This window comes from Solidesulfovibrio magneticus RS-1, assembly GCF_000010665.1.
In the GTDB taxonomy this organism is placed as follows: domain Bacteria; phylum Desulfobacterota; class Desulfovibrionia; order Desulfovibrionales; family Desulfovibrionaceae; genus Solidesulfovibrio; species Solidesulfovibrio magneticus.
The window spans coordinates 1,501,921-1,526,604 of the sequence record NC_012796.1; the positions used below are offsets into that span (position 1 = coordinate 1,501,921).

Genomic DNA, 24,684 nt, shown 5'->3' on the forward strand with positions numbered 1-24,684 from the left:
GCATGGAAACGAAAAAAGGCAAATGGCGGCTGACCGTGAGCGAGGGGTTTTGCGCCTCGCATTGTTTGCGCGGCTACGAAGGCCCGTGCGAGAACCTGCACGGCCACAATTTCGGCGTCGAGGCCGTGGTCGAGGGCGAGCGCCTGGACCCCAAGGTGGAATATCTGGTCGATTTCAAAGTGCTGCGCGGCCGGCTGCGCGAGATTCTGGCCGGCCTGGACCATCGACACTTAAACGACCTGCCGGCTTTTTCGCTGGAAAATCCGTCGTCGGAAAATCTGGCGCGCTTTGTCTACCGCCAGTTGGAAGCAGCTCTGGCCGGCCAGCCGGTGCGGCTGGTTTGCGTGTCGGTCTCGGAGAAGGACTCCAGCAAAGCCACGTATATGGAAGAATAGGGGGCGGCGTGCGACTGGTCGTGCAACGGGTGCGTGAGGCTTCTGTGGCGGTCGATGGGCAGGCGGTGGCGTCCATTGAGGCGGGCCTGTTGGTCCTGGTCGGCTTCGGCGCGGCCGATGGATCGGATTTCGCCGCCGGCAAGCCTTGCCGGGCGACGCTGGAAAAGCTCCTTGATCTGCGGATTTTTCCCGACGAGGCGGGCAAGCTCAACCTGAGCCTGCGCGAGACCGGCGGGGGCTTGCTTCTGGTGTCGCAGTTCACGCTTTACGCCTCTTGCCGCAAGGGGCGGCGGCCGTCGTTTTCCGAGGCCGCGCCGCCGCAGGTTGCCCTGGGGCTTTACAACGCCTTGGTGGAGATGGCTGGGCAGGCCCTGCCCGGGCGGGTCGGCAGCGGCGTTTTCGGTGCGGACATGGACGTTTCCCTGGTCAACTGGGGGCCGGTGACCATCCTGCTCGACAGCGCCGATCTGGGCGGGGCCACTTGACGCGGCCCGGGCTTTCGGAGCAAACCTGGGGCGTGGCTTGGTCGGGCGGTGGTCGCCGGGCCGGCCGTGGAGCAAGGCCATGGAGCGCGCGGTGACCCGCAAGGTGTTTCGAACCGAATCCCATCCCGGGGACAGCCGACGGCTGGCCAAGGACGTGGTCGATTATCTCGCCGCGTTTCTGGCCGATGGCGACGTGCTCCACGATCTCGACATCATCCTCACTGAAGCCTGCGCCAACGTCTGCCGCCATGCTTACGGCGGCCAGCCCGGGCCGCTGGAAGTGCGGTTGGCGGTGAGTCCCGGCTCGTGGATCGAGCTGGAGATCGTGGACTGGGGCAAGGGCTTTGGCGATGACGTGCGCTTTGAAAATCCCGGTCCCGACGCCGAGGGCGGACGGGGGCTTTATATCATGCGCATGTTGGCAAACGACTGCCAGGTGCGCCGGCATAACGGCGAAAACGTGGTCTTCATTCACAAGGACATAGGTGCGCCGCGGTGGAAAACCTGACGATCAAACGTCTTGGCGGGGCGCTGCTGCTCAAGTACGCCGGGGAAATCACCCTGGAGATGACGGCCGATCTCAAGCGCCGCCTGGAAGCCGAACTCGGCGAGGGCGAAGGGCAAGTGCGCGCCGTGGTCATTGACCTGTCGGCGGTGCCCTTCATGGATTCTTCGGGCATCGGCTTTCTGGTCTCGTGCAACACGCGCATGAAAAGCTCGGGCAAGGCCTTTTATCTGTATCAACTGAGTCCGGCCGTGGAGAAAACCCTGGGCCTCGTGCAACTGCTCGGGTTTTTCAGCGTCCTGCCCGACGAAACGGCCTTGACCGGGGTGTGTGAATAACCCGGACGCGCCGTCGGAGCCTGCCGTCCCTGGCCGCGCCGAGGCGGTGACCGACGCCGAGGGCCGGCTGATCGACGTCCGGCTGCGCCACCAGGGCAAGACCTGGACGCTGTGCGGCCGCGCCGGCGAGGCCGCTTCCCTGGCCCGGGCCGAAGCCGCCCTGGCCACGGGCGCGTTGCCGGTTTTTTTCGGGGCCGGCCTGGGCGTTGAAATCGCTCATTGCCGACAGGCCGGCCGGCCGGTCGCCGTGGTGGACCGCGACCCCGACGTGGCCGGGCTGGCCGGCACGGCGGCGCGATTTGCCGACGACCCGGAGGTGGCCTGGATCGACGCGGCCGACCCGGTTCGGGCCGCCGAGGCCGTGCGAACCTTTGCCCAGTCCCGGGGCTTGTCCGCCCTGCATTTTTCGCCCCATCCCGTCCAGCGCCGGCTCCATGCCGCCTACGTCGTCGCCTTGGCCCAGGCCCTGTCCGGGCCGCCGGCGGCGGCGCGCTTTGCCTCGGCGTTGCCGCGCGTATTGTGCCTGACGAGCAAGCTGTTTCTGGTCGGCGAGGCCGTGGCCGCCTGCGCCCGCCTGGGCGCGCCGTGCCGCTATGTCGAAATCGGCGACAGCCTGGACCGCGGCGCCTTCGTGGCCTTGGTGCGCGGGGCCGTGGCGGAATTTCGGCCCGATTTCGTCTTTACCGTCAACCACCTGGGCGTGGACAAGCAGGGCGTGTTGCTGGAACTGCTGGATTCCCTGGACCTGCCCCTGGCCTCGTGGTTCGTGGACAGCCCGGAACTCATCCTGCCGCTCTACCGGCCGGCGGCCAACCGGGAGACGGTGCTTTTCACCTGGGACGCCGACAGCCTCGCGCCGCTGACGGCCGCCGGCTTTCCCCATGTCCACTACTTGCCGCTGGCCGCCGACGAGACGCGTTTTTGCCCGCGCCCGCCGTTGGCCGCCGACCATCCCTGGCGGGCCAGGGTATCCTTTGTCGGCAATTCCATGGTGCGAAAGACCGCCTTGCGCCTGGCCGCCAGCGCGCCGCCGCCAAAACTGGCCCGGGCCTTTGGGGCGCTGGCCGAATCGTTTGGCGCTTGCCGGGCGCGCACCGTGGCCGCCCATCTGGCCGAGGCCTGGCCGGGGCTGGTCGCGGCCTTTGCCGGGCTGCCACCCGAACGGCGGCTGGCCTTCGAGACCGCCGTCATCTGGGAGGCGACCCGGCGCTACCGCAACCGTTGCGTGGAAAAGCTCCTGCCCTGGCGGCCCCTTGTCGTCGGCGATCCGGGCTGGCGCGAGACCTTTTCGGATGAAGGCCAGGCTTGGCGCTATCAGTCCGAGCTGGCCTACTATGATCAACTGCCCGACTTTTATCCGCTCTCCGAGATCAATTTCAACGCCACCAGCCAGCAGATGAAGGGCGCGGTCAACCAGCGGGTGTTCGACGTGCCGGCCTGCCAGGCCTTTCTCTTGACCGACGCCCGCCGCCAGCTCGACGCCCTGTTCGAGCCGGGAAAGGAAGTGGCGGTCTACGCCGATCCGGCCGAGATCCCCGAACTGGTGGCCCGTTATCTGGCCGACGCCCCGGCCAGGCAGCGCATCGCCGCCGCCGGACGCAAACGCCTGCTGGCCGAGCATACCTATCCCACCCGTATGCAGCAGCTTTTTGCCGTCATGCGCGACACCTTCGGCCCCAGGGACCGGCCATGACCGATCCGTGCGCCGGCCTGCCAGGGCCGCTCTGCCGACTCCTGGCCGTCGGCGGCAGCGGGGCCGGACTCATCCCTTTGCGCGACGCCGCCTTGGCTGCCGGTCCGGCCCAGGCCGCCCTCACGTCTGCCCTGGCCCTGGCCGCTTGGGCGGAAACGCCTCTGGACCCGGCTGCCGCCGCTGTTGCCGCCCGCCTGGGCGGGGATTCGCCCCAGACCCGGGCCGCCGCCGCTGTGGCCGTCGCCGCCAAGTCAGCCGGGCCGGAACCGTACTACGAACGTCTGGCCGGGCGGCGCGACACCGGGCGCATGGCCGCTTATCTGCTGGAGCGCTGCCGCAAGGAGCCGGGCGAGCCGACCTGGCTGGCCCGGCTGGCCCGGATCGCGCCCATGCTGCCGGCTGGCGACGATCTGGCCGAGGCCGAGGGCCAGCTTGCCGCCGCGCCGGGGTTGCTTGCCGTGCCCGGGGCCATGGCCGCCGGCGAACTGGCGCTGTTGGCCGGTCGGGCCGAGGCGGCCGAGGCCCATTTGCGCCGGGCGCTTGCGCAGCTCCCGACCAGCGCGGCATGGTTTCGGCTGGCCGAGGCGCTGCTCGCCCAGGGCCGGCGCGGGGAGACCCAGGCCGCCTACGCCGCTGCCCGGGACTTTCGTCCCTGGGACAGGCTGCTGGCCGGCCGGGCCGCCGACGTGGCCGCCGGGCGCGACATGGCCCTGGCCCGGCTGCCTGGCCGCCTGGCTGTTTTGATCTACTGCTGGAATTCCCCTGATCTTTTGGCCCAGGCCTTGGACGCCCTGGCCGCATCGGACTGGCGGTATGCGCCCCAGGCCCGGGTGGTCGTCCTGGACAACGGCAGCCCGGACGGCGTCGTCTCGGCCGTGGCCGCCGCCCGGACCGAGGGCTTGGGCGGCCGGTTGACCACCGTGCGCCTGCCGGTCAACGTGGGCGCGCCGGCCGCGCGCAACTGGCTGGCCGCCCTGCCCGAGGTCCGGGAGCGCGATTTTGTCGCCTACCTCGACGACGACGCCTTCGTGCCGCCGGACTGGTTGGGCCGCTTTGGCGCGGCGGTCGCCGCCACCCCCGGGGCCGGGGTCTGGGGCTGTCGGGTCGTGGCCAAGGAGGCGCCGCGCTTTGTCCAGTGCGGCGACGCCCATCTGCTCCCCACCCCGCGAGCCGAAGGGACGTTCGGCCGGGGCTTCGAGCTGGCCCGGCCCTGGCTGGCCGCGCCGGACTGGGGGCAGTTTCGCCTTTCCCGGCCTTGCGCCTCGGTCACGGGCTGCTGCCACCTGTTCGCCCGGCCGACGCTGGACGTCGTGGGCGGCTTCGACATCCGCTTTTCGCCCACCCAGTACGACGACCTCGACCACGACCTGCGCCTGCTGCTGCGGCGTGAGGTCCCGCAGTATTGGGGCCATCTGACCGTGGTCCACGCCAAGACCACGGGCGCGGCCGGCCAGCCCGGCGGGTCAGCCTGGGGAAACGGTTTCGCCAATCAGGTGAAGCTCCACGGCAAGTACGAGGACGATGCCCTGGCCGTCGCCTCGGACGCGGCCTTTGCCGCCCTGGCCGCCGACCGGCAGGAAAAGGCGGCCCGCCTGGACCCCGGGGCCGGGGAGGGCGGCCGTGGCTGAACCCGCGCCCATCGCCGTCATCCAGACCCAGCGCATGGGGGATTTGCTCCTCACCTTTCCGCTGCTGCTGTGGCTGGCCCGTAGCCATCCCGGCCGGCCCGTCACCGTGGTGGCCGATCCCGCCTTTGCCCGGCCGCTTTTGCCCATAGGCCCCCCGGCGCATTTCCTGAGTCTGGAACAAGCCGCCGCTACCCTGCCCGGTCGCGAGCACGAGCTGGTGATCAATCTGGGCATCGTGCCCCAGGCGGCCCGGCTGGCCGGAGCCATACCGGCCGCGCGATGCCTGGGGCCGGCCATCGGCCCCGACGGAGCAACCCGTATCGGCGGCGACTGGCAGCTCTACCGGGCCTCGGTGGTCCACCTAAACCGCCACGGCCGCTACCACTGGGCTGAACTGAACGCCTTGGACATCGTGCCGCCGGCCTTGCTGGCCGGGACATCCTGGCCGGCGCCGCGCCGGGGCGGGCCGGGACGTCGCAAGGTTGGGCTGTTCCTCGGGGCCAGCCAGCCGGAAAAACGCCCTGGTCCGGCCTTTTTCGCCGCCCTGGCCCGGGAGCTCGTCCGTCGGGGCTTGGTGCCGGTGCTCCTGGGCGGCCCGGGCGAGGCCGGGCTCGGGGACGAGGCGGCAAGGCTTGCCGGCATCCCGCTGTCCAACCTGTGCGGCAAGCTTGGCCTCAAGGAACTGGCGCTTTTTGGCCAGGAGATGGCGCTTCTCGTCAGCCCGGACACCGGCCCCATGCATTTGGCCGCCTGGACCGGCTGGCGGGTGCTCAACCTGTCGGTGGGGCCGGTCAGTCCCCATGAGACCGGGCCGTACCAGCCCGGGCATTATGTGCTGCGTCCGCGCCTGTCCTGCCGGGGCTGCTGGGAATGTTTCCGGGAGGCGGTGGTCTGCCGCGACCGCCTGGACCCGGTGCGGGTGGGCTACGTGGCGGCCCGGCTGGCCCGGGGCGAGGACGACCGTCTGGCCGGGGCCGTGATCCCGGCTTTCGAACTCTTGCGCACGGCCGTGGACGCGTATGGCCTGCGCGTTTTGGAACCGGTCTCCGTCCCGCCCGGGCTGGTCCCGTCGGCGGGACGGGAACTCGTGGGAGACTTCTGGCGGGCCGTCTTCGGCCACGCCTTCGGCCTGCTTCCCGAAGCTGCGCCACGGCTGGCCGCCGCAGCCCTGGCCCAGGGCCAGCCGGCCCTCCATGCCGCCCTTGGCAAAACACTGAGCCGCCTGGGCGCGGCCCTGGCCCGGGACACCCGGCGTGGCGCCGTGCCCGACGCCGCCTTTGCACAAGCTTTCGCCCCGGGCGTGGGGCCACTGGCCGGCTACATCGAGCGCCTGCTCCAAAACGGCGACGGCTCCCGGCCGGCCCGATTGGCCGCCCTGGCCCTGTATGCGCGCGCCGCCGCGCTTTTCGCCGGGTAGCAAACGGAAAAAAACTCCCTCGTGCCGCTGGCGCGTTTCGGCAACCCCTTGTCGGAACGCGCTTTTTGTATTTGGAACGGGTCTTGAAGAATTGTGGGCGCAGGAGGCCCGGTATGCAAATTCTTCCCCTTATCCAGCGACGCACCCAAAGCGTGATGGCCGACGCCGCCGCCACCGGCGGTTCGAGCCTCGGCAGCCGCCAGTCGGCGCTTTTCGCCAGCCTCCTCGACAACGCCCGGGCCGATTCCACGCCCAGCGCCGCCGTGGCCGATCTGTCCGGCAAGGCCGCCGCCGCCGAGGTCGTCTCCGCCGCCGCCTCCCCCTCCGAAGAGGACATCAAGACCCTGCCCGTGACCCGGGAAGATATTGCCGCCCTGCGCAGCGAACTCAAGGACCAAGGCTTTTCCGACGAAGAACTCGACGCCATGGAAGCCAAGGCCGGCGACGGCAAGGGCATGACCTGGGGCGAACTCATGGATGAAGTCGAAAAGAAGGTCTCCTCCGCCGGCAAGGGCGAGAAGAAGGCCATCGGCAACGACGATCAGGTCCAGATTCTCGGCCTTCTGGGCAAGCTCGGCTTCACCGCCGACCAGTCCCAGCAGATGGTCGAGGCCCTGTCCCGGGGCGAAACCCAGTCGGTCATGGCCGCCATCGACGAAAAGTTGGCCGGCATGTCGAGCGAAAACGAGGTCCAAGTCGGGGCGTCGGAAATGACCGCCCTGGGCCGCGCGCTCAATCTTTCCGAACAGGCCCAGTCCCGTCTGTCCAGCCTCATGGGCGAATCCTCCGGCCAGACCGGCCAGGGCATCGTCTCCGCCATGTCGCTGGTCAAAAATGAACTGCTGGCCCAGCTCGGCCAGGAAAATCAGAAGATGGCCGAATTCCGGGAGGCCGCCTCCGACGTGCTGCAAAACGCCTGGCAGCGCGACACCACCGGCCGCTCATCGGACCTGCATCAGGACGACGTGGCCCGCAAGGCCGGTCAGATCGTGGCCATGAGCAGCGAGGAAGGCGAGGCCAAGGCCGACGCCAACGGGCTTGACGCCCTGGCCGACGTGCCCCAGGCCGGCAAGGCCGCCGAGGGACAGGAATCTCCGGCCGCCGCCCAGACCGCCACGGATGCAGCCCCGGCCGGCAAGGCCGTCGAACCCAAGGCCGGCGCCCATGCCGAACTGGCCGCCAAGGCCGGGGCCGTGGCCACCGAACAGGCCGGCCTTGCCGGCACTGCCGCCGATGCTTCGGCCAAGGCCCAAGGGCAGCCGGAAGTCGCGCCCCAGGCCAAGGAACAGGCCGCCTCGACTCCGGTCCAGAACGCCGAAGTCCACCAACAGACCGGCTCCGGCCAGCAGGGCGCGGCCGGCGGCAATGCGTTCGGATTCGGCCAGAACGGGCAGAACGGGCAGAGCGGACACGACGAGTCCATGGCCGAACTCTTGGGCAAGATCCGCTTCGCCGGCCGTACGGCCACGAGCCAGCCCGCCGAAACCAGCCCGACCCTGGCGGCCATGGATGCGCTGAAGAGTTCCCCGTCCGGCCAGCAAGCCAAGACTATCGATCCGGCCCTGGCCGCCCGGGTGGCCAGGCAGGTGGAAAGCGGGATTTTAAAGGGCGCGGGACAGGAAGCCAAGCAGCTCACCCTGACCCTGACCCCGGACGAGCTCGGCAAGGTCCAGGTGACCCTGACCGTCAAGGACAAGGAAGTCCGGGCCGTTATTTCCGCCGACAACGCCGACACCACGGCCATGCTCCAGGAACACGCCGCCAAGATCAAGCAGTCCCTGGAAGAGCAGGGGTTCAAGGTGTCCGAGGTCGAGGTGCGCAGCCAACTCTCCCAGGACAATCAGACCGCCGCCTGGGACAGCCCCGAGCGCCACAACGAAGCCCGCGAGCAGCGCGAAGCCCTGGAGCGCATCCGCTCCTCGGTGCGCCTGGCCAGGGACGCGGCGGCCGGCCAGGGCGAATCCCTGGTCATCCCCGAACCGATGACCGCCCGCGCCTCCGGGCTCGACCTTTTCGCTTAACACAGGGAGCAGGCCATGAGTTACGTTGACAGCCTTCTTTCCGCCACCTCCGGCAGCTCCGCCAGCTCGACCACGAGCTCGTCGACCTCCGGCCTGGGCATGGACGCCTTCCTGCAGCTCCTCGTCACCCAGTTGCAGTACCAGGATCCCCTCGATCCCATGGACGACAAGGAATTCGTGGCCGAACTGGCGCAATTTTCGAGCCTTGAACAGCTCACCGAAATCAACTCCGGCATCGAAGGCCTGTCCACGCTCACCCAGGAGCAGCAGATGATCGGGGCCGTGAATTTCATCGGCAAGACCATCGAGGCCAACGGCACGGCGGTCAACGTCGAGGACGGCGCGGCCACCTCGGTGACCTTCACCCTGCCGGAAGACGCCGCCACCTGCCTGGTCAACGTGCTCGACAGCTCGGGCAACATCGTGCGCACCGTGGACCTCGGGGCCACCACCGCCGGCCAGGTGGAATTTGAGTGGGACGGCAAGGATTACGACGGCAACGCCGTGGACGACGGCCAGTACCAGGTTGCCGTAACCGCCACCAACGCCGACGGCGAAGTCATGACCGTCACCAGCACCATGACCGGCACCGTCGAAGGCATCCAGCAGGTCAGCGGCAGCTATTACCTCGACATCGGCGGCGGCCGCTACGTGGCCTTCACCGACATCACCAACGTGGTCAACGAAACCACCACCACTGAAGAGAATTCCTGACCCGACGCGGGGAGGACATAAGGAAAGGAGGACGTTATGGGAGTCGGATTAGGAACATCCATGTGGTCGGGCGTGTCGGGTCTTTTAGCCAACTCGACGAAGATGGGCACCATCGGCAACAACCTGGCCAACGTCAATACCTACGGCTTCAAGGGCGCGCGCACGGACTTCATGGACCTCATGAGCGCCAACGTCGGCACGGCCGCCGGCGTCAAGCAGATCGGCCGCGGCGTGCGCGTGGGCACCATCGTCTCCGACTACTCCCAGGGCGGCCTGGAGACCACCAGTGAAAACCTGGACATGGCGATTAGCGGCAACGGCTTTTTCATGGTCAAGCAGAAGAGCCAGGTGGGTTCCAACGGCAAGATGCTCAACACCGGCAACACCACCACCTACTACACCCGCGCCGGCGACTTCAGCTTCGATTCCGACGGCTACCTGGTCACGCCGCAAGGCCTGGCCGTCCAGGGCTGGAAGGTCGATCAGGACCGCATCGACGCCGCTTCCGCCTCGGGCACGGTTTTGAGCCAGGTGCCGGTCACCGGCGAGATCCAGGACATCCGCCTGACCCAGTTCACCAGCCCGGCCAAGGCGACTTCCAGCGTCACCATGGTCACCCAGCTCGACTCCGACACCACGACCCAGAACACCCGCACCGCCGGCACCAATTACTACTACGCCATGACCGAGCAGTGGGACGGCACGGCCAGCCCGGCCATGCCCTCCACGGCCTACGGCTACCAGTCCACCCTCAAGGTCTACGACGAAAACGGTTCGCCCCATACCCTGACCGTCTACTACGACAAGGTCGTCAGCGAAGACGGCAAGGATTACTGGGAATACTGCGTCACCTGCGATCCCAGCGAGGATGGCCGCGTCGATTCCGCCGGCAACCCCATCGCCGGCACCGAAACCGCCGGCCTGCTCATGACCGGCACCATGACCTTCGACTCCTCGGGCAGCCTGGAAAACATGAGCGCCTACACCCTGCAGGCCAGCAACGCCACCGGCGGCCCCTTCGACGCGACCCAGTGGGCGGCGGCCAGCGTGAAGAACGGCTATCCCGTTTTCACCGCCAACTTCAAGTCGGTGTCCGACGCCAGCTTCACTGACTCGCCAAACGCGCTCAACATCGCCTTCAACGTCGGCATCAGCAACACGACCGGGTTCCAACCCGGCGCGACCGGCACGCTGCTTTCCGCCGCGGCCGCCCACGATCCCGACGAGCTGGTGTCCTTCAATCCGTCCACGACCAAGGTCAACAGCACTGTGACCACCAGCTACGCCACCTCGTCCTCCACGGTGTTCAGCTCCCAAAACGGCTACACCTCGGGGCTTCTCACCAGCGTGTCCGTGGACAGCGACGGCATCCTGACCGGCACCTTCTCCAACGGCCAGACCCAGAAGCTGTGGGCCCTGGCGCTGGCCAACTTCACCAACCTCCAGGGACTCAGCCGCCAGGGCAGCAACCTCTACGCCGCCACCCTGGATTCCGGGCAGGGCACCACCAACCGGGCCAACACCGGTTCCGTGGGCTCCATCTCGGGCAACACCCTGGAAACCTCCAACGTGGACCTGGCCACGGAAATGGTCAGCATGATCCTTACCCAGCGCGGGTTCGAGGCCAACAGCAAGACCATCACCACCGTGGACTCCATGCTCTCGGAAGTCATCCAGCTCAAGCGCTAGCCGCGAAGCCAAGTGCCGCGCCAAAGGCCGCTCCCGACAGGGGGCGGCCTTTTGGCTTGATCGCCAGGGGGACGGTCAGTCCTGTTCTGGTGCTGGCGGACGAAATCCCATGACCTGCCGGGCGCGGGGCCATCGCCCGGGGAGGCGGACCGGCCGGTCTGGGAGTGGGAGCCAGCCCCGATCTGGGGACCTGGGAAAAGCTTGCCGGGCACGGCGACGGCAGCGTCGGAACCGACTCCTGTCCAGCGTGGATTTCTTGGCAATGGGGAAGAATTTTTTTGCCTAGGGCGACTTTTATCGATTATAATTATTTGAAAATAATAAGAAAAATGCTTTTGGAACGCCTCCTGCTTTAACTTGGCAAAACCAACACGGATTGTCTGGTTGCAACAAGGAGGTTTCTTATGTCCATGGTTATCAATCATAACTTGATGGCGAACAACGCTGCCCGGAATCTGTCCGATTCCTACGGCGCCCTGGCCACTTCGACCCGCCGCCTGTCCTCGGGTCTGCGCATCACCACCGCCGCCGACGACGCCGCCGGCCTGGCCATTCGCGAGCTCATGCGCTCGGATATTTCCACCCTCAACCAGGGCGTGCGCAACGCCAACGACGCCATTTCCATGATCCAGACGGCGGATGGCGCGCTCCAGGTCATCGACGAAAAGCTCATCCGCATGAAGGAACTGGCCGAACAGGCCGCCACCGGCACCTACACCTCGGACCAGCGCCTCATCATCGACTCGGAATACCAGGCCATGGCCTCGGAAATCACCCGAATCGCCAGCGCCACGGACTTCAACGGCATCTATCTGCTCAACGGCAACCTGTCCTCCAGCGTGCACAACGGCAGTAATCTGACGCCTCAAGGCAAGCTCAAGGTCCACTTCGGCACCGGCAACGCCAGCTCCGAGGACTACTACTACATCCAGATCGGCACCTCCACCGCCTCGGCCTTCGGCCTTGGCCTCGGCGCCGCCTCCACCAGCGCCGGCGGACGCAGCATTTCCACCCAGGATCTGGCCCAGCAGGCCCTGGACGCCATCACCGCCGCCATCGTGTCCAAGGACAAGATCCGGGCCAACCTCGGCGCGCTCCAGAACCGGTTGGAAAACACCATCTCCAACCTCCAGATCCAGGCCGAGAACCTCCAGTCCGCCGAATCCCAGATTTCCGACGTGGACGTGGCCACGGAAATGACCGAATTCGTGCGCAACCAGATCCTGACCCAGGCGGCCGTAGCCATGCTGTCCCAGGCCAATTCCCTGCCCAAGATGGCCATGCAGCTCATCAGCGGCTAATCCTGATCGGGAAGGCGCATCATGAAGACAAGGACCAGGGAGGCGTGGATCGCGGGAGTGCGATCCCTCCCTGGTCCGAGGTCGAAGCCTCGGGCAGAATGACGGAATTTTGACAAGAGCGCGGCAGGGCGGAAACGTCGGTGCATTCAGGCGTCGGCCCTTGGAACAGCGCGATGATCGTCATCGGAGCATGGGCGAATGGACGCGGCAGTTCCCGAACATTGCCGGCACGAGCACTCCGGACGCTAAGCCTCGGGCAGCTGTCCCAGGACGGTCAGGGCCAGGCGGGCGGCTTGCTGTTCGGCTTTTTTCACGCTTTTTTCCACGGCCAGGATCTCCCGGCCGCACGGGAGCGTCAGGCGCACCTCGAAGCGTTTGTCGTGCTCCGGACCGGCGCTGCCAAGCAGGGCGTAGACCGGCCGGGCCTTGTGGGTGCGCTGGGTGAATTCCTGGAGCCGGCTCTTGAAATCCTTGATTTTCGGCGCGGCCGGACGCTCGGGCCACTGGCCGTCGAAGGTCCGCGACACAAAGGCCCGGGCAGCGGTGTAACCGCCATCGAGAAAAATCGCCCCCACCACCGCCTCGAAGACGTCGCTCAAAAGCGATGGCCGCGACCGTCCTCCCTGGTTTTCCTCCCCGCGCCCCAGCCGCACATGGCCGGCCAGTCCCAGGCGCAAGGCCATGGCCGCCAGGCTCGCTTCGTTGACGAGCTGGGAACGCAAAAGCGTCAGCTCGCCTTCCGGGGCCTCGGGGAACAGGGAAAAAAGTTCCTCCGACACGCAAAGTTCCAACACCGCGTCGCCGAGAAATTCCAGCCGCTCGTTGTGCCTGGTTCCTTCGCCGCGTTCGTTGGCGCAGGAGCTATGGGTCAGCGCCGTGGCCAAAAGGGCCGGGGTGGCGAATTCGTGGCCCAGGTCCAGGGGGTGGAGGGGGGAACTTTCGGCAGAAGCGGCGTCGGGCGTCGGGGATGCGGGCATGGGGACTCCCTGGGATGGCTTTGGCGCGGCCTCCCCTTTTTCCGGTGGCGGGGCGGCCTCGAAGCGGGACCTTAGCCTTTCCCTGCGACGATTCCAACCCGCCCGCAAAGCCGGGTCATCGATCTGAGCGCTTGCCGCCTTGGCCGGCTGCAGCCCGTTGCCGTCGGTGTCCGCCTTTGCCGCGCCGACGCCGGCCGGCGTCTTTTTGCGCCGCCTGGCCGCAACAGACTTGATTATCCTGGCCGGGGAAGGCATTTTGGCCGGACAACGCCGCCGCGCCACCTGGCCGGCGACGGCAACGCGGCTTGGGCGAAGCCGCAGGAGGGCGGGCATGGCTGGACTGTACGTGGGCGCGACGGCCGGATACTCGGGCAAGAACATGGTGGTCATGGGCCTTGGCCTTCGCCTGCAAAAGGAAGGCTTTTCCGTGGGCTACCTCAAGCCCGTGGGCGCGGTTCCCAAGGAGATCGACGGCAAGCTGTGGGACGAGGACGCTTACCACGTCCAGCGCATCCTGCGTACAAACGAATCCCCCGAAACCCTCACCCCGGTCATTGCCACCCACGATTTCCAGGTGCGGGCCTTCCGCAACCAGGTCGGCGACGTGATGTCTGCCGTCAAGGACGCCTACGAAAAAGTCAGCGCCGGCAAGGACGTCACCATCGTCGGCGGCTCGGGCGGCATGCACACCGGCCGCTACTGCAACGCCGACGGCGTGCGCGTGGTCACCGAACTCGGGCTCAAGGCCGTGGTCATCGACCGCTATTCCAAAGAGCTCAATTACGACTACCTGCTCATGCTCAAGGATCAGCTCGGCGACCATCTGGCCGGCATCATCTTAAACGACGTGGCCCAGAATTTCATGGACGAGACCCGAAAGCTCATCGTGCCGTTTTTGCGCGACCGGGGCATCCGGGTGCTCGGCGTCATCCCCAAGGACCCGCTCATGGGGGCCATCAAGGTCTGCGATCTGGCCGACCGCCTTGGCGGCAAGGTGATAAGCGCCCACCACAAGTCCGAGCGCATCGTGGAGAGCTTTCTCATCGGCACCATGCAGGTGGAAAACTTCATGACTCATTTCCGCCGCCAGAAAAATTCCGCCATCATCGTCGGCGGCGACCGCTCCGACGTCCATCTGGTGGCCCTGGAAGGCGACAGCCCGTGTCTGGTGCTCACCGGCAATCTTTATCCCAACGACATCATCCTCACTCGCTCGGAAGTGCTGGAAATCCCCATCATCGTCGTGCGCGAGGACACCTACAACGTGGCCAAGAAGATGGAAACGCTGCTCATGCGCCACAAGCTGCGCGACGAGATCAAGATCCGCCAGGGCGCGCAGCTCATCAACGCCAACCTCGATTTCGCCGTCCTGCGCGAACAATTAGGGCTGTAGACGCCGTCCGGGTCGTCCCTCGGCCCGGGCGGCCCCTTGCCAACGCCCCGGATTTCGGGCATCGGCCTGCCCAACCCGCGTGAGCCGCAGGGATCCTGCCCGAGGAGGTTTCATGGGCGACAGGCTCCTGGCCGAAATCATCACCCCCGACGTCATTTTCATCGCGCCCGACGCGCCGGCCAGCCTTGGTCTCGACATCATGCGCCGGCGCGGCATTTCCTGCCTGGTTGTGGCCGAGGCCGGCAAACCCGTCGGCATCGTCACCGAACGCAACGTCCTGTGGGCCGCCGCCCATACCGGCGGCGACTTCGCCCAGCGCCCCATAAGCGAACTCATGAGCGCCCCGGTGGTCACCGTGGGCGAGGAAGCCTCCCTGGTCGAGGCCTATCACCTGCTGGCCCAGAAACGCCTGCGCCATCTGGTCATGGTGGACGAGGCCGGCACGGCCAAGGGCGTGCTCACCCAGTCCGACCTCATCGAACGCCTGGGCTACGATTCCCTGGCCGAGATCAAGCGCGTCAGCGAAATCATGACCCGCGAGGTGGTCGCCGTCGACGGCAACATCACCGTGCGCGAGGCCGTTACGCGCATGGCCGACCGGTCCATCTCCTGCCTCATCGTCGCCCGCGACGGCCGTCCGGCCGGCATCATCACCGAACGCGACGTGGTGCGCCTTTTATCCGAAAGCCCCCACCTCGGCCGGCTGCGGCTCTACGACATCATGAGCTGCCCGGTCGTCTGCGTGGAGGCGGACCGGCCGGTCTTCGAGGCGGCGCTGGTTATGCGCAAGCGCCGGATGCGCCGGCTGGTGGTGGTCGACGACGACCTGCGGGTCATGGGGCTCGTCACCCAGTCCGACATCGTGCGGGGGCTGGAAAGCAAGTACGTGCGCACGCTCAAGTCCGCCCTGGCCGAAAAGGACGAGGCCCTGCGCGTGGTCGGCAAATCCCTGGTCGAGAAAACCATGTTTCTCGACAACCTGCTACGCTGCGCCGAACTGGGCATCGCCGCCGTGGACGAGACCTGGCGCGTCACCTACGTCAACCCGGCGGCCGAACAAATCTTCGGCGTCCGGGCCGGGGACGCGGCCGGGCGCGACCTGCGCGAACTCCACGTGCGCCACGGCGTGACCCTTGCCCGCCTGGGCGAAGGGCTGGCCGCCGTCACCCCGACTCACAGCCACGACTTCACCTTCAGCCTGAACCGCGACGACGCGCCCCGGCTCTACGCCGGTCGGGTGTCCGGCATCTACGACAAGGAAGGCGCGCCCTCGGGCTACGTGCTCATGGCCCGGGACGAGACCGAACGCCGGCAGGCCGAGGACGCCCTGGCCCGGCTCACCCGCAACCTCGAAAACCTCGTGGTCGAGCGCACCCGCGACATGGACCACAAGGCCCGGGAACTGGAAGAAGCCAACCAACGCCTGCGCGGCATGGACGAGATCAAAAGCGCCTTTCTCTCCTCGGTCTCCCACGAGCTGCGCACGCCGCTGACTTCGCTGCTCGGGTTTTCCAAGCTCATCTCCCGTGATTTCAGCCGCCATTTCGCCCCCCTGGTCGGCGAAGATCCGGTCCTGGCCAAACGGGCCGCCCGCATCGAGGACAATCTGCGAGTGCTCTCCCACGAGGGCGAACGTCTGGCCCGGCTGCTAAACGATTTTCTCGACCTCTCGCGCATCGAATCCGGCCGGATGCAGTGGCGCGACCGGGAAACCTGCCTCACCGACGTGGTCCAAAACGCCGTGGCCGCCGTGGCCGGCTTGTTCTCCGGCCGCCCCGAGATCGATCTCGAAACGCGCCTGCCCGAAACCTCGCCCGTGGTCCTGGCTGACCCGGATCGCCTGGAACAAGTGCTCATCAACCTGCTTGGCAACGCCGCCAAGTTCACGGCCCTGGGCGCGGTCACCGTGACCGTCAGCGAACCCCGGCCCGGCACAGCCCGGGTGGCCGTGGTCGATACCGGCCCGGGCATCGCCCCGGCCGACCGGGAACTGATTTTCGACAAGTTCCGGCAAGTGCGCCTGGATCCCGAAGGCTCGGCCCCATCCAAGGGCACGGGACTGGGGCTGGCCATCTGTCGCGAGATCGTCCAGCACTACGGCGGCCATATCTGGGTGGAGCCGGCCCCGGCCCGGGGCGCGGCCTTTGTCTTCGAACTGCCGACCACAACCGGCGGTGTCGCCTGCCAGCCGCCGGCCCCGCCGCGTCCCCGCGACCGCGACAAGCCGCTTGTCCTCGTGGTCGACGACGATCCGGCCGTGTCTTCCTTCCTCATCCAGTTCCTGGAAGGCGAAGGCTACCGGGTGGCCGCCGCCCACGACGGCGCCTCGGCCCTGTCCGCCGCTGAACGCCTACGGCCCCAAGCCATCACCATGGACATGGCCATGCCCGGTATGGACGGCCGGGCCGCCATCGAAGCCCTGCGCCGCGATCCGGCCCTGGCCCACATCCCGGTCATCGTCATCACCGGCCACGACGCCCCGCCTCCCGGCAGCGCCGACGCCGTGCTCCACAAACCCCTCGACCCCACCCGGTTGCTGGCCGCCATCGAAGGACTGCTGGCCGAACAGGGGTAGCGCCGGCCCTTGAGAACCTCCGGGATATGGCGTAGCTACGGACCTCCAAGCCAAGGAGGCCCGCCATGCCCAAGCGTCGCGTACTGTGCCTGGACATCGGTTCCGGCACCCAGGACGTGCTCTACCATTTCCCGGACCTGGAGCCGGAAAATTGCCCCAAATTCGTGCTGCCGGCCCCGGCCCGGCAAGTCGGCGCGCGACTGGCCGAACTCACCGCCGCCGGCCGTGCCGTCTACCTCACCGGCACCAACATGGGCGGCGGCTTCTTCAAAGCCTACCGCGCCCACCTCAAAGCCGACCTGCCCCTGGCCGCCCACCCCGACGCCGTCTGGGCGCTCACTGATGACCCCGAACGCCTGGCCGCCACCACGCCCGTGGTCATCACCACCACCCGGCCGGCCGGACACGTGCCGCTGCCCCTTGGCGACTACGACCCCGGCTACTGGCGCGCCTTTCTCGGCGCGGCCGGGCTGCCCGAACCCGAACTCGTCATGGCCTGCGCCCAAGACCACGGCCTGCACCCCGGCCAAAGCAGCCGCCTGGGCCGTTTCAAACTCTGGGAACGCTTTCTCCACCAGGCCGGCGGCCGGCCCGAAGCCCTGGTCTACCTGACCCCACCCCCCGAACTCACCCGGCTGGCCGTGCTCCAAAACGCCATCGGCGGCGGTCCCGTGGCCGACTCCGCCGCCGCCGCCGTCCTGGGGATGCTCGCCGATCCCGACATCGCCAGCCGCACCGACTCCCACGGCGTCCTGTGCGTCAACGCCGGCAACAGCCACACCGTGGCCGCCCTGGTCCATAAACGCCGCATCTACGGCATCTACGAACACCACACCGGGATGCTCACCCCCGACGCCCTCTGGGCCGACCTCGAACGCTTCCGCCGGGGCGACCTTGATAACGCCTCCGTCTTCGACTCCGGCGGCCACGGCTGCCTGACCCTCGACCTGCCGCCCGACGCCGGCATCTTTCCCGATACCCTCGTCATCGGCCCCAAACGCGCCTCCTTCGCCGGCTTCGACGTCGAATTCCCCAGCCCCGGCGGCGATATGATGCTCACCGCCTGCCATGGGCTGGTGAGCTGGTTGAAAGGGCGCAAGGTCGAAGGGAAGTGATGGGTCGTGAGGTCGTAAGGTTGTAAGGTAATATGTTGTTGATAAAAGAGAAGATGCCTCCGGCGGCCGGGGGGCTCAGCCCCCCGGACCCCTGATATGGGGGGAGTCGGCCGGGTGGAGGTGTGGTCGGCAGGCGGCGGCCCGAGAAGATGGGGGCTGGAATTTCGGGTTGTCCGGCCAGGCGGAAGCCGCCCGGCCGGACAATCCGAAATTCCAGCCCCCAACTCGCCAGCGAAAACGGGTGATTTTGGCGCGATCAAAGCCTCGCGCCAAAATCACCCGTTTTCGCATGGTTGGAGCGGGATCAACAGGATGGGGCGGAAGGGGGGAGCGGCGAACAACCCCACGAAGACTCTCGGTGCTGGGTGTAGACCCGCCTCGTTCCAGAAAACAGGCTTTGTCCGGTTTCCCGTGCCGGGTAACCCGGGCGAACCGGGGCGTTGAAATTTCCGGGCCGTCGAGCTCCCGGCGCAAGCCGGGTGCATCGACGGCCCGGAAATTTCAACGCCCCACGCGGCGCAGCCGCCACGCTCCCGCGCGCCCAAGGGGTCTTCCCGCCCTTGCGCACACCCCATCAGTCCTGCCCCCCGTCGTACCCATGCGGGGTTTCCAAAGGGGCTCAGCCCCTTTGGCCGCCGGAGGCATTCTTTTCTTTCCTTTATTTTTCGCCATGTTCCTCTCCCTCCGCGCATAGCCGCGCCAACTCCACCAGCCTCTCGGCCGCTGCCGACGTTCGTCCTTCGGGGATGGCGGCGGCGTGGATGACGGGGGGCAGCCCTTGGGCGAGGGGGCGGAAGACGACGTTTTGGCGTTGCCAGACCTGGGCCGAGGCCGGGACGAGAGCGAGGCCCAGGCCGGCGGCCACGAGGCCAAGGGTGGTGAATTTGCTGGCCGCCTCCTGGACGGGGATGGGGGAGGCTCCGGCCTGGGCGAAGGCGGCGGCCATGGCTTGGGCCAGGGCGGGCAGGGTGGCGGGCGGGGGGATGACGAGGGGCTGGTTGTGGAGATCGGCCAGGGTGGGTGTGGGGTTATGGGCCAGAGGGTGGTTGGCGGGCAGGGCCAGGATGTAGGGTTCGCGCAGGATTTCGGTGATGGTGATGCTTGGGGTGTTCTGGCCGGCGTAGCGGATGAAGCCGAGGTCGAGGCGGCCGGCGGTGAGGGCGTCGGTTTGTTGTGGGGTGGTCATTTCCTTCAGGCGCAGTTCCACGTCCGGGGCCTGGTGTCGGAAGCGGGGCAGGGCGGCGGCGAGGAAGGCGTCCATGGCCGGGTTGACGAACCCAAGGGTGAGGCGGCCGGCCAGGCCCGCGCCCACGCGTTTGGCCAGGGCGGCGGCTTCGTCGGCCAGGGCCAGGATGTGACGGGCCTTGTCGGCCATGGCTTGGCCGGCCGGAGTCAGGGCCACGCGGCGGCTGGTTCGGGTGAAAAGCGGCGTGCCCAGGTCATTTTCGATGTCGCGGATGCGTTGGCTGAGCGGTGGCTGGGACATGTGGAGCCGGGCGGCGGCCCGGCCGAAGTGCAGTTCCTCGGCCACGGCCAGGACGTAGCGGAAATCGCGCAGTTCCATGGATTGATAGCTAGCGCGTATTGATTGCGGCGTAAATCGGTATTTCTCCTCTTGATGCGGGCGGATTAGGGTCGGTCAAAACCACGTGGGAGGCGACCATGATCCGAGATTGGCGTATGCCGACGGCAATGGCTTTGGTTCTGGCCCTGGCTTTGGCCCTGGGGTCGCATCCGGCGCGAGGAGGAAACGGTATGGAAACGAGTGAACGGTATGATCGCGGCATGGCGGCGCTGATGGCCCTGGCCCCGGACAAGGCGCGGGCGGTGCAGGAGGCTTTGGGCGGCGTGGCCCCGGATCTGGGGCGGTTTGTGGTGGAATTCGGCTATGGCGACATTTTCACCCGGCCGGGCTTGTCACCGGAGCTGCGCCAGACGGCGACCATCGCGGCCTTGACGGCCCTGGGCAACGCGGCGCCGCAGCTGGCGTTTCATGTGGAGGCCGGGCTGGCCGCCGGGCTTTCGGCCGAGGCGATCGTGGAGATCGTTTACGTGGCCACGGTGTTTGCCGGATTTCCGGCGGGCATCAACGCCATCGGCGTGTGCCGGGAGGTGTTCGCGGCCAAGGGGATCACGGTGACGCCGCCGGACGCCTATGCCGGACAGCCGGCGAACCGGCGTGATCGGGGCTTGGCGGCCTTGTCGGTGACCAGCCGGGAGGCCGGGAAGAAGGTGCTGGCCTCCATGGGCGACATGGCTCCGGATTTCGGCGGCTGGCTGCTGGATTTCTCGTATGGCGACGTGATTTCGCGCGGCGTGCTCTCGCCCGGGGCCAAGGAGATCGCCATGATCGCGGCGGCGACGGCGCGCGGGACCATGGGGCCGCAGCTGGCCGTGCATGTGCGGGCCGGACTGGCGGTGGGGCTTTCGCGCGAACAGATCGTGGAGACGGTCATGCAGATGGCGGCCTATGCCGGATTTCCGGCGGCCATCAACGGCATGTTGGTGGTGCGGGACGTTTTTGCCGCCACGGGGTCGTAACCGGCGCTCCGACAGGGCCGTCAGCCTCGGCCAACTTGCCGGTTAAAAAGACTTTTTTCGAAATATCGAAAGGGTATGGCCCCATGGACCATGCCCTTTCCTCGTCTTTCTGGTTTTCCAACCTCTGTCAGGGCAACCACCCGCCCCCTTTACCCCCCCTTCAGGGAGGGTCCGGGAGGGGGTTACCCCCTCCCGGCCGCCGGAGGCATTCCCCAATAATCAATACACTTTCCTGCGCGAGAAACCTTCGCCGAGGACGTTGAAGGTGTTTTCGACCACGAAGAAGGCGTTTTCGTCGTGGGTGAAGACGAGTTCTTCCAGGCGTTTGATTTCCACGGTGTTGGTGATGGTGAGGATGACGCGTTTGGATTTGCCGGTGTAGGCTCCGGCTCCGTGCAGGAAGGTCGCGCCGCGTTTGAGGGAGGAGATGATGTCGCGGGCGATGGCGTCGGCCTTGTCGGAGATGATAAAGACCATCTTGCGCTGGTTGAAAAGGGCCAGCACGTAATCCATCACCTTGGAGTTGGCGTAGGAGAGGATGATGGAATACAGGGCCAGGGTGGGGTCGTAGAAGGCCATGCCGGCGGCGAACACGGCCAGATTGAAGAAGAAATTGAACTGGCCGATGCGCAGGTTGTATTTCTGGTTGAGCCAGATGGCCAGGATGTCGGTGCCGCCGGCCGAACCCAGGGTGCGCAGCATGATGCCCGAGCCGGCTCCCATGACCGCGCCGCCGAAGACGGCGGCCAGGAGCGGATCGGCAATGAGCGCCCGTTCGGGCATGAGCTGCATGAAAAGGCTCAAGATGCCCATGCCGTAGACGGTGTAGAGGATGAACCGGCGCGACAGGCTGACCCAGCCCAGGACCATGAGCGGCAGGTTGAGCAGGAAGTAGTAGACGCCCGGCCCCAGCGCGCCGGTGAGGTAAAAAAGGAGCAGGGCCACGCCGGAGACGCCGCCGGACATCAACCCCTTGGCCACCACGATGTCCTTGATGCCGAAGCTGTAGACGGCCGCGCCGAAGGTGAGCACGGCAAGGTTGAAAAGCATGTTGTTGGTCAGTCGTTGCATGGGGAGACCTCGTAGTGCCGGTTTGCCGGCTTGGCAAGGGGCGAGTCGGGCTTGCCAGGGGGGCCTTGGCGGTGTAGCCGGGATAGAGTGAAAAGCCGGGCTGCCGTAACGGGCCGGGGCGCAATCAGCGGGAGGGGGCTGTGGACGACATTGTGGATCGTCTTTATGCCGTCTTGCTGTCGTTTCTGGGCAAGGCGGCGGATGTTTTGGCGGAGTTGCTGGACGCGGCCGGGCGCAAGGCCCTGGAGATCGGGGCGGGGCTGGCCGGTCGGCTGGAGGCGCTGGGAGCGAAGCTTGCGGCCGTGCCGTTGTGGGTGAGTCTGCCCTTGGCCGCGCTGTGCCTGGGGGCGGTCGTGGCGTATTTCCTGCGCCAGCGGTTGTACGACCGGGTGCTGGTGTATCATCTGGTGTGGCTCATGCGCCGGGGGTATGCCCGGCGGCGGTTTGTCGCCCGGCGCGGGGCGGCGCGCGAGGAGCGGGAGTACATGGCCCGGGCCGTGCCGCTGCCCGAGCGGTTTGGCGAGGTGGCGATTTTCGAGGTCCACCCGGACGGGTACCTGACGCTTTTCGGCCCGGTCGGGGACACGGCCGAGGCCATGCGGCTGTATCGCCGCGACCTGCGCTCGGGGCTGTACGCCATGGGTTCGGACATCATCCAGGCCTACCGCGCCAACCAGCGGATGCTGCACGCCGACGGCGAGCTGCGGGCGCTTTTCGCCGTGCTGGACGCGGCCGATCCGGCGTTCGCGGCCAATCGTCCGCGTTTGCCGGGCGAAGGGCCGGCCGGCAAGGCTCCCGGACGGGCGGCGAGTGTCGCGTCCACGAAAAGCGCGGAAGCGTTTCATAGCTAACCGACTACGAGAATTTACTTTTATTGAAAAAAGGCTGTCGTATTTTTCAGGGGGTCAGGCAGTGCCTCGGAAGAACAAGGCGGATGCCGGGCCGGCCGGTCCGGACACGGCCTGAGGCCGCGTCCAGACCGGCGGTTGAGGCGTTACGGGGTGAGGCGGTTGCGCTTGACCCAGCCTTCGATGCGCGAATCTGGCACGCGCACGAAGACGAAGGGGCCTTCCCAGGCCAGGATGCGTACCGGCGTGCCGCGCGACAGCGAGGTGACCGGCGGGCAGGCTTCGCCCGGGCAGGAGTGCAGGGTGATGTAGCGACGGGCCACCTGCTTGATGTTGGGGTCATAGGGCGGGATCGGGGCGTAGCCCGGTCCGTAGCCCGGCGGCGGCGGCATGGGGCGCGGCGGCGGGTAGCCCGGGGGCGGCGGCGGCGCGGGCCGGCAGCCGCCCGGGGTCCAGACCATGCCCGGCGGACAGGGCGGCGGCTGGGTCAGGCCGGACTGGGGGGCCAGCAGCGCGGCGCAGGTAAGCGCCGCGAGCAGGGCCAGGATGATCTTTTTGTTCATGGCGTTGTCCTTGGAGTGCCGGGTCAGCGCATGGAATTGGCCCGGGCGGTGCAGTTGACGAAGATGGCGTTGCATTGGTTGTTGCACATGTTTCGTGCTTGACCATAGGTCCGGTAGTTGCAGTTCTGGGCGCAGGCCGCCTGTTGCTGATTACAGCGCAGAAGCGCCCGGGCCTTGCGGCCGCCTTGCGGGGGCGGCGGCGGATAGTAGCCGGGCGGCTGGACGGTGACCGCCGGGGGCTGGATGGTCACCGACGGCGGCTGGATGACGATGCCCGGCCCCTGGGCCACCGGGCCAGGCATCTGGACGGCGGCCGGCCCCTTGACGGGGGGCGGGGCTTTGACCGTGGCCGGGGCCTGGACGGCGGTCGGCGTCTGGACCGTGGCCGGGGGTTGGCCCTTGGGCGGGCGCGGCGGTTGTCCGCCGGGCGGCGGGGGCGTGGTCATGTTCTGGGGCGGCGGGGCCTGGGCCAGCAGGGCCTGGGGGGCGGCCAGCACGGCGGCCAGGGCCAGACCAGCCAGGGCGACGACGACGCGCGACGGGAATTGCATGTGTCTTGCCTCCTCGTTGAGACTTTGGCTGCGGCAGATTATGCAAGTATAGGGCCTTTGCAAAAAATCACAACGCGTTTTCACGCGGAAGAGGATCGCATGGCGGACGAGGCGCTTGACCGGGCCCTGGAGGAAGCGGCGGCCCTGTTGCGGCGGGCGCGGTCGGTGGTGGCGCTCACCGGAGCCGGCATATCCGTTGCAAGCGGCATCCCGGATTTTCGCAGCCCAGGCGGGGTGTGGGAGCGCCACGACCCCATGGCCGTGGCCACGGCCCAGGCCCTGGCCCGCGACCCGGCCCGGGTCTGGACGTTTTTGCGCGAGGTGCTGGCCATGGTGGACGCAGCCGAGCCCAACCCTGCCCACAAAGCCCTGGCCAGACTGGAGGCGGCGGGCAGGCTCGCCGGGGTCATCACCCAGAATATCGACGGCCTGCATCAGGCGGCCGGATCGGTCAATGTGGTCGAATACCACGGCGGCGTGCGGCATTTTTTCTGCATGGGTTGCGGCGCGGACCATGACGGCACGGTGGCGCGAGGGCTGTCGCCACAGGCATTGCCCTGGCGTTGCGAAGACTGCGGTGGGGTGGTACGTCCGGACATCGTGTTCTTTGGCGAGGCCATTGCACTTGACGCTCTGACGAAAAGCGGTCAATTGGCCTTGGCCGCCGACGTTATCGTGGTGGCCGGAACATCGGGGGAGGTCGCCCCGGCCAATCTCCTGCCCAGGGAGGTCAAGGCCAGGGGCGGGGGTGTTGTGGAAATCAATCTTACGGAAAGCGCCTACAAGGGCCTGGCCGACGTACGCCTTAAGGGAAGGGCGGAAGTCGTGCTGCCGGCCCTGATGGAACGCGTGCTTTCCTAACCT

At 67.4% G+C, this 24,684-nt stretch carries 22 protein-coding genes; 17 read left to right on the forward strand and 5 right to left on the reverse strand.

The window, feature by feature from the left end:
* Window positions 1–2: 2 nt before the first annotated feature.
* The 11 genes from DMR_RS06305 to DMR_RS06355 all read left to right on the forward strand — a co-directional run bounded on the left by DMR_RS06305 (window position 3) and on the right by DMR_RS06355 (window position 12,186).
* Window positions 3–395, forward strand: coding sequence for a 6-pyruvoyl trahydropterin synthase family protein (locus DMR_RS06305; RefSeq protein WP_015860067.1), 393 nt, complete (start codon window positions 3–5; stop codon window positions 393–395).
* Window positions 396–403: 8 nt separating this feature from the next.
* Window positions 404–880 (forward strand): D-aminoacyl-tRNA deacylase, encoded by a 477-nt coding sequence (gene dtd / locus DMR_RS06310; RefSeq protein ID WP_015860068.1) that lies wholly within the window; start codon window positions 404–406, stop codon window positions 878–880.
* Between the two features lie 79 nt (window positions 881–959).
* Window positions 960–1,388, forward strand: coding sequence for an ATP-binding protein (locus DMR_RS06315; protein ID WP_015860069.1), 429 nt, complete (start codon window positions 960–962; stop codon window positions 1,386–1,388).
* Window positions 1,376–1,723, forward strand: a complete 348-nt coding sequence (locus DMR_RS06320) for an STAS domain-containing protein (protein ID WP_015860070.1) — start codon at window positions 1,376–1,378, stop codon at window positions 1,721–1,723. The genes DMR_RS06315 and DMR_RS06320 overlap by 13 nt, the downstream gene beginning before the upstream one ends.
* Window positions 1,716–3,416: a CgeB family protein gene (locus tag DMR_RS06325; protein WP_015860071.1), complete on the forward strand. Its 1,701-nt coding sequence runs from the start codon at window positions 1,716–1,718 to the stop codon at window positions 3,414–3,416. Before DMR_RS06320 ends, DMR_RS06325 begins: the two co-directional genes overlap by 8 nt.
* Window positions 3,413–5,044, forward strand: a complete 1,632-nt coding sequence (locus tag DMR_RS06330) for a glycosyltransferase (RefSeq protein WP_015860072.1) — start codon at window positions 3,413–3,415, stop codon at window positions 5,042–5,044. The genes DMR_RS06325 and DMR_RS06330 overlap by 4 nt, the downstream gene beginning before the upstream one ends.
* Complete coding sequence (locus tag DMR_RS06335; RefSeq protein ID WP_015860073.1) at window positions 5,037–6,461, forward strand: glycosyltransferase family 9 protein; 1,425 nt, start codon at window positions 5,037–5,039, stop codon at window positions 6,459–6,461. Before DMR_RS06330 ends, DMR_RS06335 begins: the two co-directional genes overlap by 8 nt.
* A gap of 113 nt (window positions 6,462–6,574) precedes the next feature.
* Window positions 6,575–8,482, forward strand: a complete 1,908-nt coding sequence (locus DMR_RS06340) for a flagellar hook-length control protein FliK (protein WP_015860074.1) — start codon at window positions 6,575–6,577, stop codon at window positions 8,480–8,482.
* A 15-nt stretch (window positions 8,483–8,497) separates the two neighbouring features.
* Window positions 8,498–9,196 (forward strand): flagellar hook assembly protein FlgD, encoded by a 699-nt coding sequence (locus DMR_RS06345; RefSeq protein ID WP_015860075.1) that lies wholly within the window; start codon window positions 8,498–8,500, stop codon window positions 9,194–9,196.
* 36 nt (window positions 9,197–9,232) lie between these two features.
* Window positions 9,233–10,885: a flagellar hook protein FlgE gene (locus tag DMR_RS06350; protein WP_015860076.1), complete on the forward strand. Its 1,653-nt coding sequence runs from the start codon at window positions 9,233–9,235 to the stop codon at window positions 10,883–10,885.
* A gap of 404 nt (window positions 10,886–11,289) precedes the next feature.
* Entirely contained in the window at window positions 11,290–12,186 is an 897-nt protein-coding gene (locus tag DMR_RS06355; protein ID WP_015860078.1) for a flagellin, read from the forward strand.
* A gap of 245 nt (window positions 12,187–12,431) precedes the next feature.
* Here DMR_RS06355 and rnc read toward each other — a convergent pair whose 3' ends face one another.
* Window positions 12,432–13,163: a ribonuclease III gene (gene rnc, locus DMR_RS06360; RefSeq protein ID WP_015860079.1), complete on the reverse strand. Its 732-nt coding sequence runs from the start codon at window positions 13,161–13,163 to the stop codon at window positions 12,432–12,434.
* A gap of 331 nt (window positions 13,164–13,494) precedes the next feature.
* Here rnc and DMR_RS06365 point away from each other — a divergent pair, with 331 nt between their 5' ends.
* The 3 genes from DMR_RS06365 (at window position 13,495) to DMR_RS06375 (ending at window position 18,246) form a co-directional block, all read left to right on the forward strand.
* A complete protein-coding gene (locus tag DMR_RS06365) occupies window positions 13,495–14,556 on the forward strand; it encodes a phosphotransacetylase family protein (protein WP_015860080.1) in 1,062 nt (353 codons plus the stop codon).
* Window positions 14,557–14,668: 112 nt separating this feature from the next.
* Window positions 14,669–17,131, forward strand: coding sequence for a CBS domain-containing protein (locus DMR_RS06370; protein ID WP_015860081.1), 2,463 nt, complete (start codon window positions 14,669–14,671; stop codon window positions 17,129–17,131).
* A gap of 65 nt (window positions 17,132–17,196) precedes the next feature.
* Window positions 17,197–18,246, forward strand: coding sequence for a DUF1786 domain-containing protein (locus DMR_RS06375; protein ID WP_015860082.1), 1,050 nt, complete (start codon window positions 17,197–17,199; stop codon window positions 18,244–18,246).
* A 658-nt stretch (window positions 18,247–18,904) separates the two neighbouring features.
* Here the strand turns inward: DMR_RS06375 and DMR_RS06380 are convergent.
* On the reverse strand, window positions 18,905–19,810 hold the full coding sequence (locus DMR_RS06380) for a LysR substrate-binding domain-containing protein (protein WP_015860083.1): 906 nt from the start codon (window positions 19,808–19,810) through the stop codon (window positions 18,905–18,907).
* A gap of 191 nt (window positions 19,811–20,001) precedes the next feature.
* On the opposite strand from DMR_RS06380, the gene DMR_RS06385 reads away from it, so the two are divergent.
* Entirely contained in the window at window positions 20,002–20,787 is a 786-nt protein-coding gene (locus DMR_RS06385) for a carboxymuconolactone decarboxylase family protein (RefSeq protein WP_043600189.1), read from the forward strand.
* Window positions 20,788–21,006: 219 nt separating this feature from the next.
* Here DMR_RS06385 and DMR_RS06390 read toward each other — a convergent pair whose 3' ends face one another.
* Window positions 21,007–21,858, reverse strand: a complete 852-nt coding sequence (locus DMR_RS06390; protein ID WP_015860085.1) for a YitT family protein — start codon at window positions 21,856–21,858, stop codon at window positions 21,007–21,009.
* Window positions 21,859–21,998: 140 nt separating this feature from the next.
* On the opposite strand from DMR_RS06390, the gene DMR_RS06395 reads away from it, so the two are divergent.
* Window positions 21,999–22,709: a hypothetical protein gene (locus DMR_RS06395; RefSeq protein ID WP_015860086.1), complete on the forward strand. Its 711-nt coding sequence runs from the start codon at window positions 21,999–22,001 to the stop codon at window positions 22,707–22,709.
* Window positions 22,710–22,852: 143 nt separating this feature from the next.
* Here the strand turns inward: DMR_RS06395 and DMR_RS06400 are convergent, their stop codons facing one another.
* On the reverse strand, window positions 22,853–23,269 hold the full coding sequence (locus DMR_RS06400; RefSeq protein ID WP_015860087.1) for an SH3 domain-containing protein: 417 nt from the start codon (window positions 23,267–23,269) through the stop codon (window positions 22,853–22,855).
* Between the two features lie 23 nt (window positions 23,270–23,292).
* A complete protein-coding gene (locus tag DMR_RS06405) occupies window positions 23,293–23,820 on the reverse strand; it encodes a hypothetical protein (protein ID WP_148208372.1) in 528 nt (175 codons plus the stop codon).
* 99 nt (window positions 23,821–23,919) lie between these two features.
* Here DMR_RS06405 and DMR_RS06410 point away from each other — a divergent pair, with 99 nt between their 5' ends.
* Window positions 23,920–24,681: an SIR2 family NAD-dependent protein deacylase gene (locus DMR_RS06410; protein WP_015860089.1), complete on the forward strand. Its 762-nt coding sequence runs from the start codon at window positions 23,920–23,922 to the stop codon at window positions 24,679–24,681.
* The last annotated feature ends 3 nt before the right edge of the window (window positions 24,682–24,684 follow it).

Excerpts from the sequence above, each read along its gene's own strand:
- DMR_RS06305 (WP_015860067.1), top strand. The coding sequence starts at position 3 with ATGGAAACGAAAAAAGGCAAATGGCGGCTGACCGTGAGCGAGGGGTTT.
- DMR_RS06315 (WP_015860069.1), top strand. The coding sequence starts at position 960 with ATGGAGCGCGCGGTGACCCGCAAGGTGTTTCGAACCGAATCCCATCCC.
- DMR_RS06330 (WP_015860072.1), top strand. The coding sequence starts at position 3,413 with ATGACCGATCCGTGCGCCGGCCTGCCAGGGCCGCTCTGCCGACTCCTG.
- DMR_RS06340 (WP_015860074.1), top strand. The coding sequence starts at position 6,575 with ATGCAAATTCTTCCCCTTATCCAGCGACGCACCCAAAGCGTGATGGCC.
- DMR_RS06345 (WP_015860075.1), top strand. The coding sequence starts at position 8,498 with ATGAGTTACGTTGACAGCCTTCTTTCCGCCACCTCCGGCAGCTCCGCC.
- DMR_RS06350 (WP_015860076.1), top strand. The coding sequence starts at position 9,233 with ATGGGAGTCGGATTAGGAACATCCATGTGGTCGGGCGTGTCGGGTCTT.
- DMR_RS06355 (WP_015860078.1), top strand. The coding sequence starts at position 11,290 with ATGTCCATGGTTATCAATCATAACTTGATGGCGAACAACGCTGCCCGG.
- rnc (WP_015860079.1), bottom strand. The coding sequence starts at position 13,163 with ATGCCCGCATCCCCGACGCCCGACGCCGCTTCTGCCGAAAGTTCCCCC.
- DMR_RS06365 (WP_015860080.1), top strand. The coding sequence starts at position 13,495 with ATGGCTGGACTGTACGTGGGCGCGACGGCCGGATACTCGGGCAAGAAC.
- DMR_RS06370 (WP_015860081.1), top strand. The coding sequence starts at position 14,669 with ATGGGCGACAGGCTCCTGGCCGAAATCATCACCCCCGACGTCATTTTC.
- DMR_RS06375 (WP_015860082.1), top strand. The coding sequence starts at position 17,197 with ATGCCCAAGCGTCGCGTACTGTGCCTGGACATCGGTTCCGGCACCCAG.
- DMR_RS06380 (WP_015860083.1), bottom strand. The coding sequence starts at position 19,810 with ATGGAACTGCGCGATTTCCGCTACGTCCTGGCCGTGGCCGAGGAACTG.
- DMR_RS06385 (WP_043600189.1), top strand. The coding sequence starts at position 20,002 with ATGGAAACGAGTGAACGGTATGATCGCGGCATGGCGGCGCTGATGGCC.
- DMR_RS06390 (WP_015860085.1), bottom strand. The coding sequence starts at position 21,858 with ATGCAACGACTGACCAACAACATGCTTTTCAACCTTGCCGTGCTCACC.
- DMR_RS06400 (WP_015860087.1), bottom strand. The coding sequence starts at position 23,269 with ATGAACAAAAAGATCATCCTGGCCCTGCTCGCGGCGCTTACCTGCGCC.
- DMR_RS06405 (WP_148208372.1), bottom strand. The coding sequence starts at position 23,820 with ATGCAATTCCCGTCGCGCGTCGTCGTCGCCCTGGCTGGTCTGGCCCTG.
- DMR_RS06410 (WP_015860089.1), top strand. The coding sequence starts at position 23,920 with ATGGCGGACGAGGCGCTTGACCGGGCCCTGGAGGAAGCGGCGGCCCTG.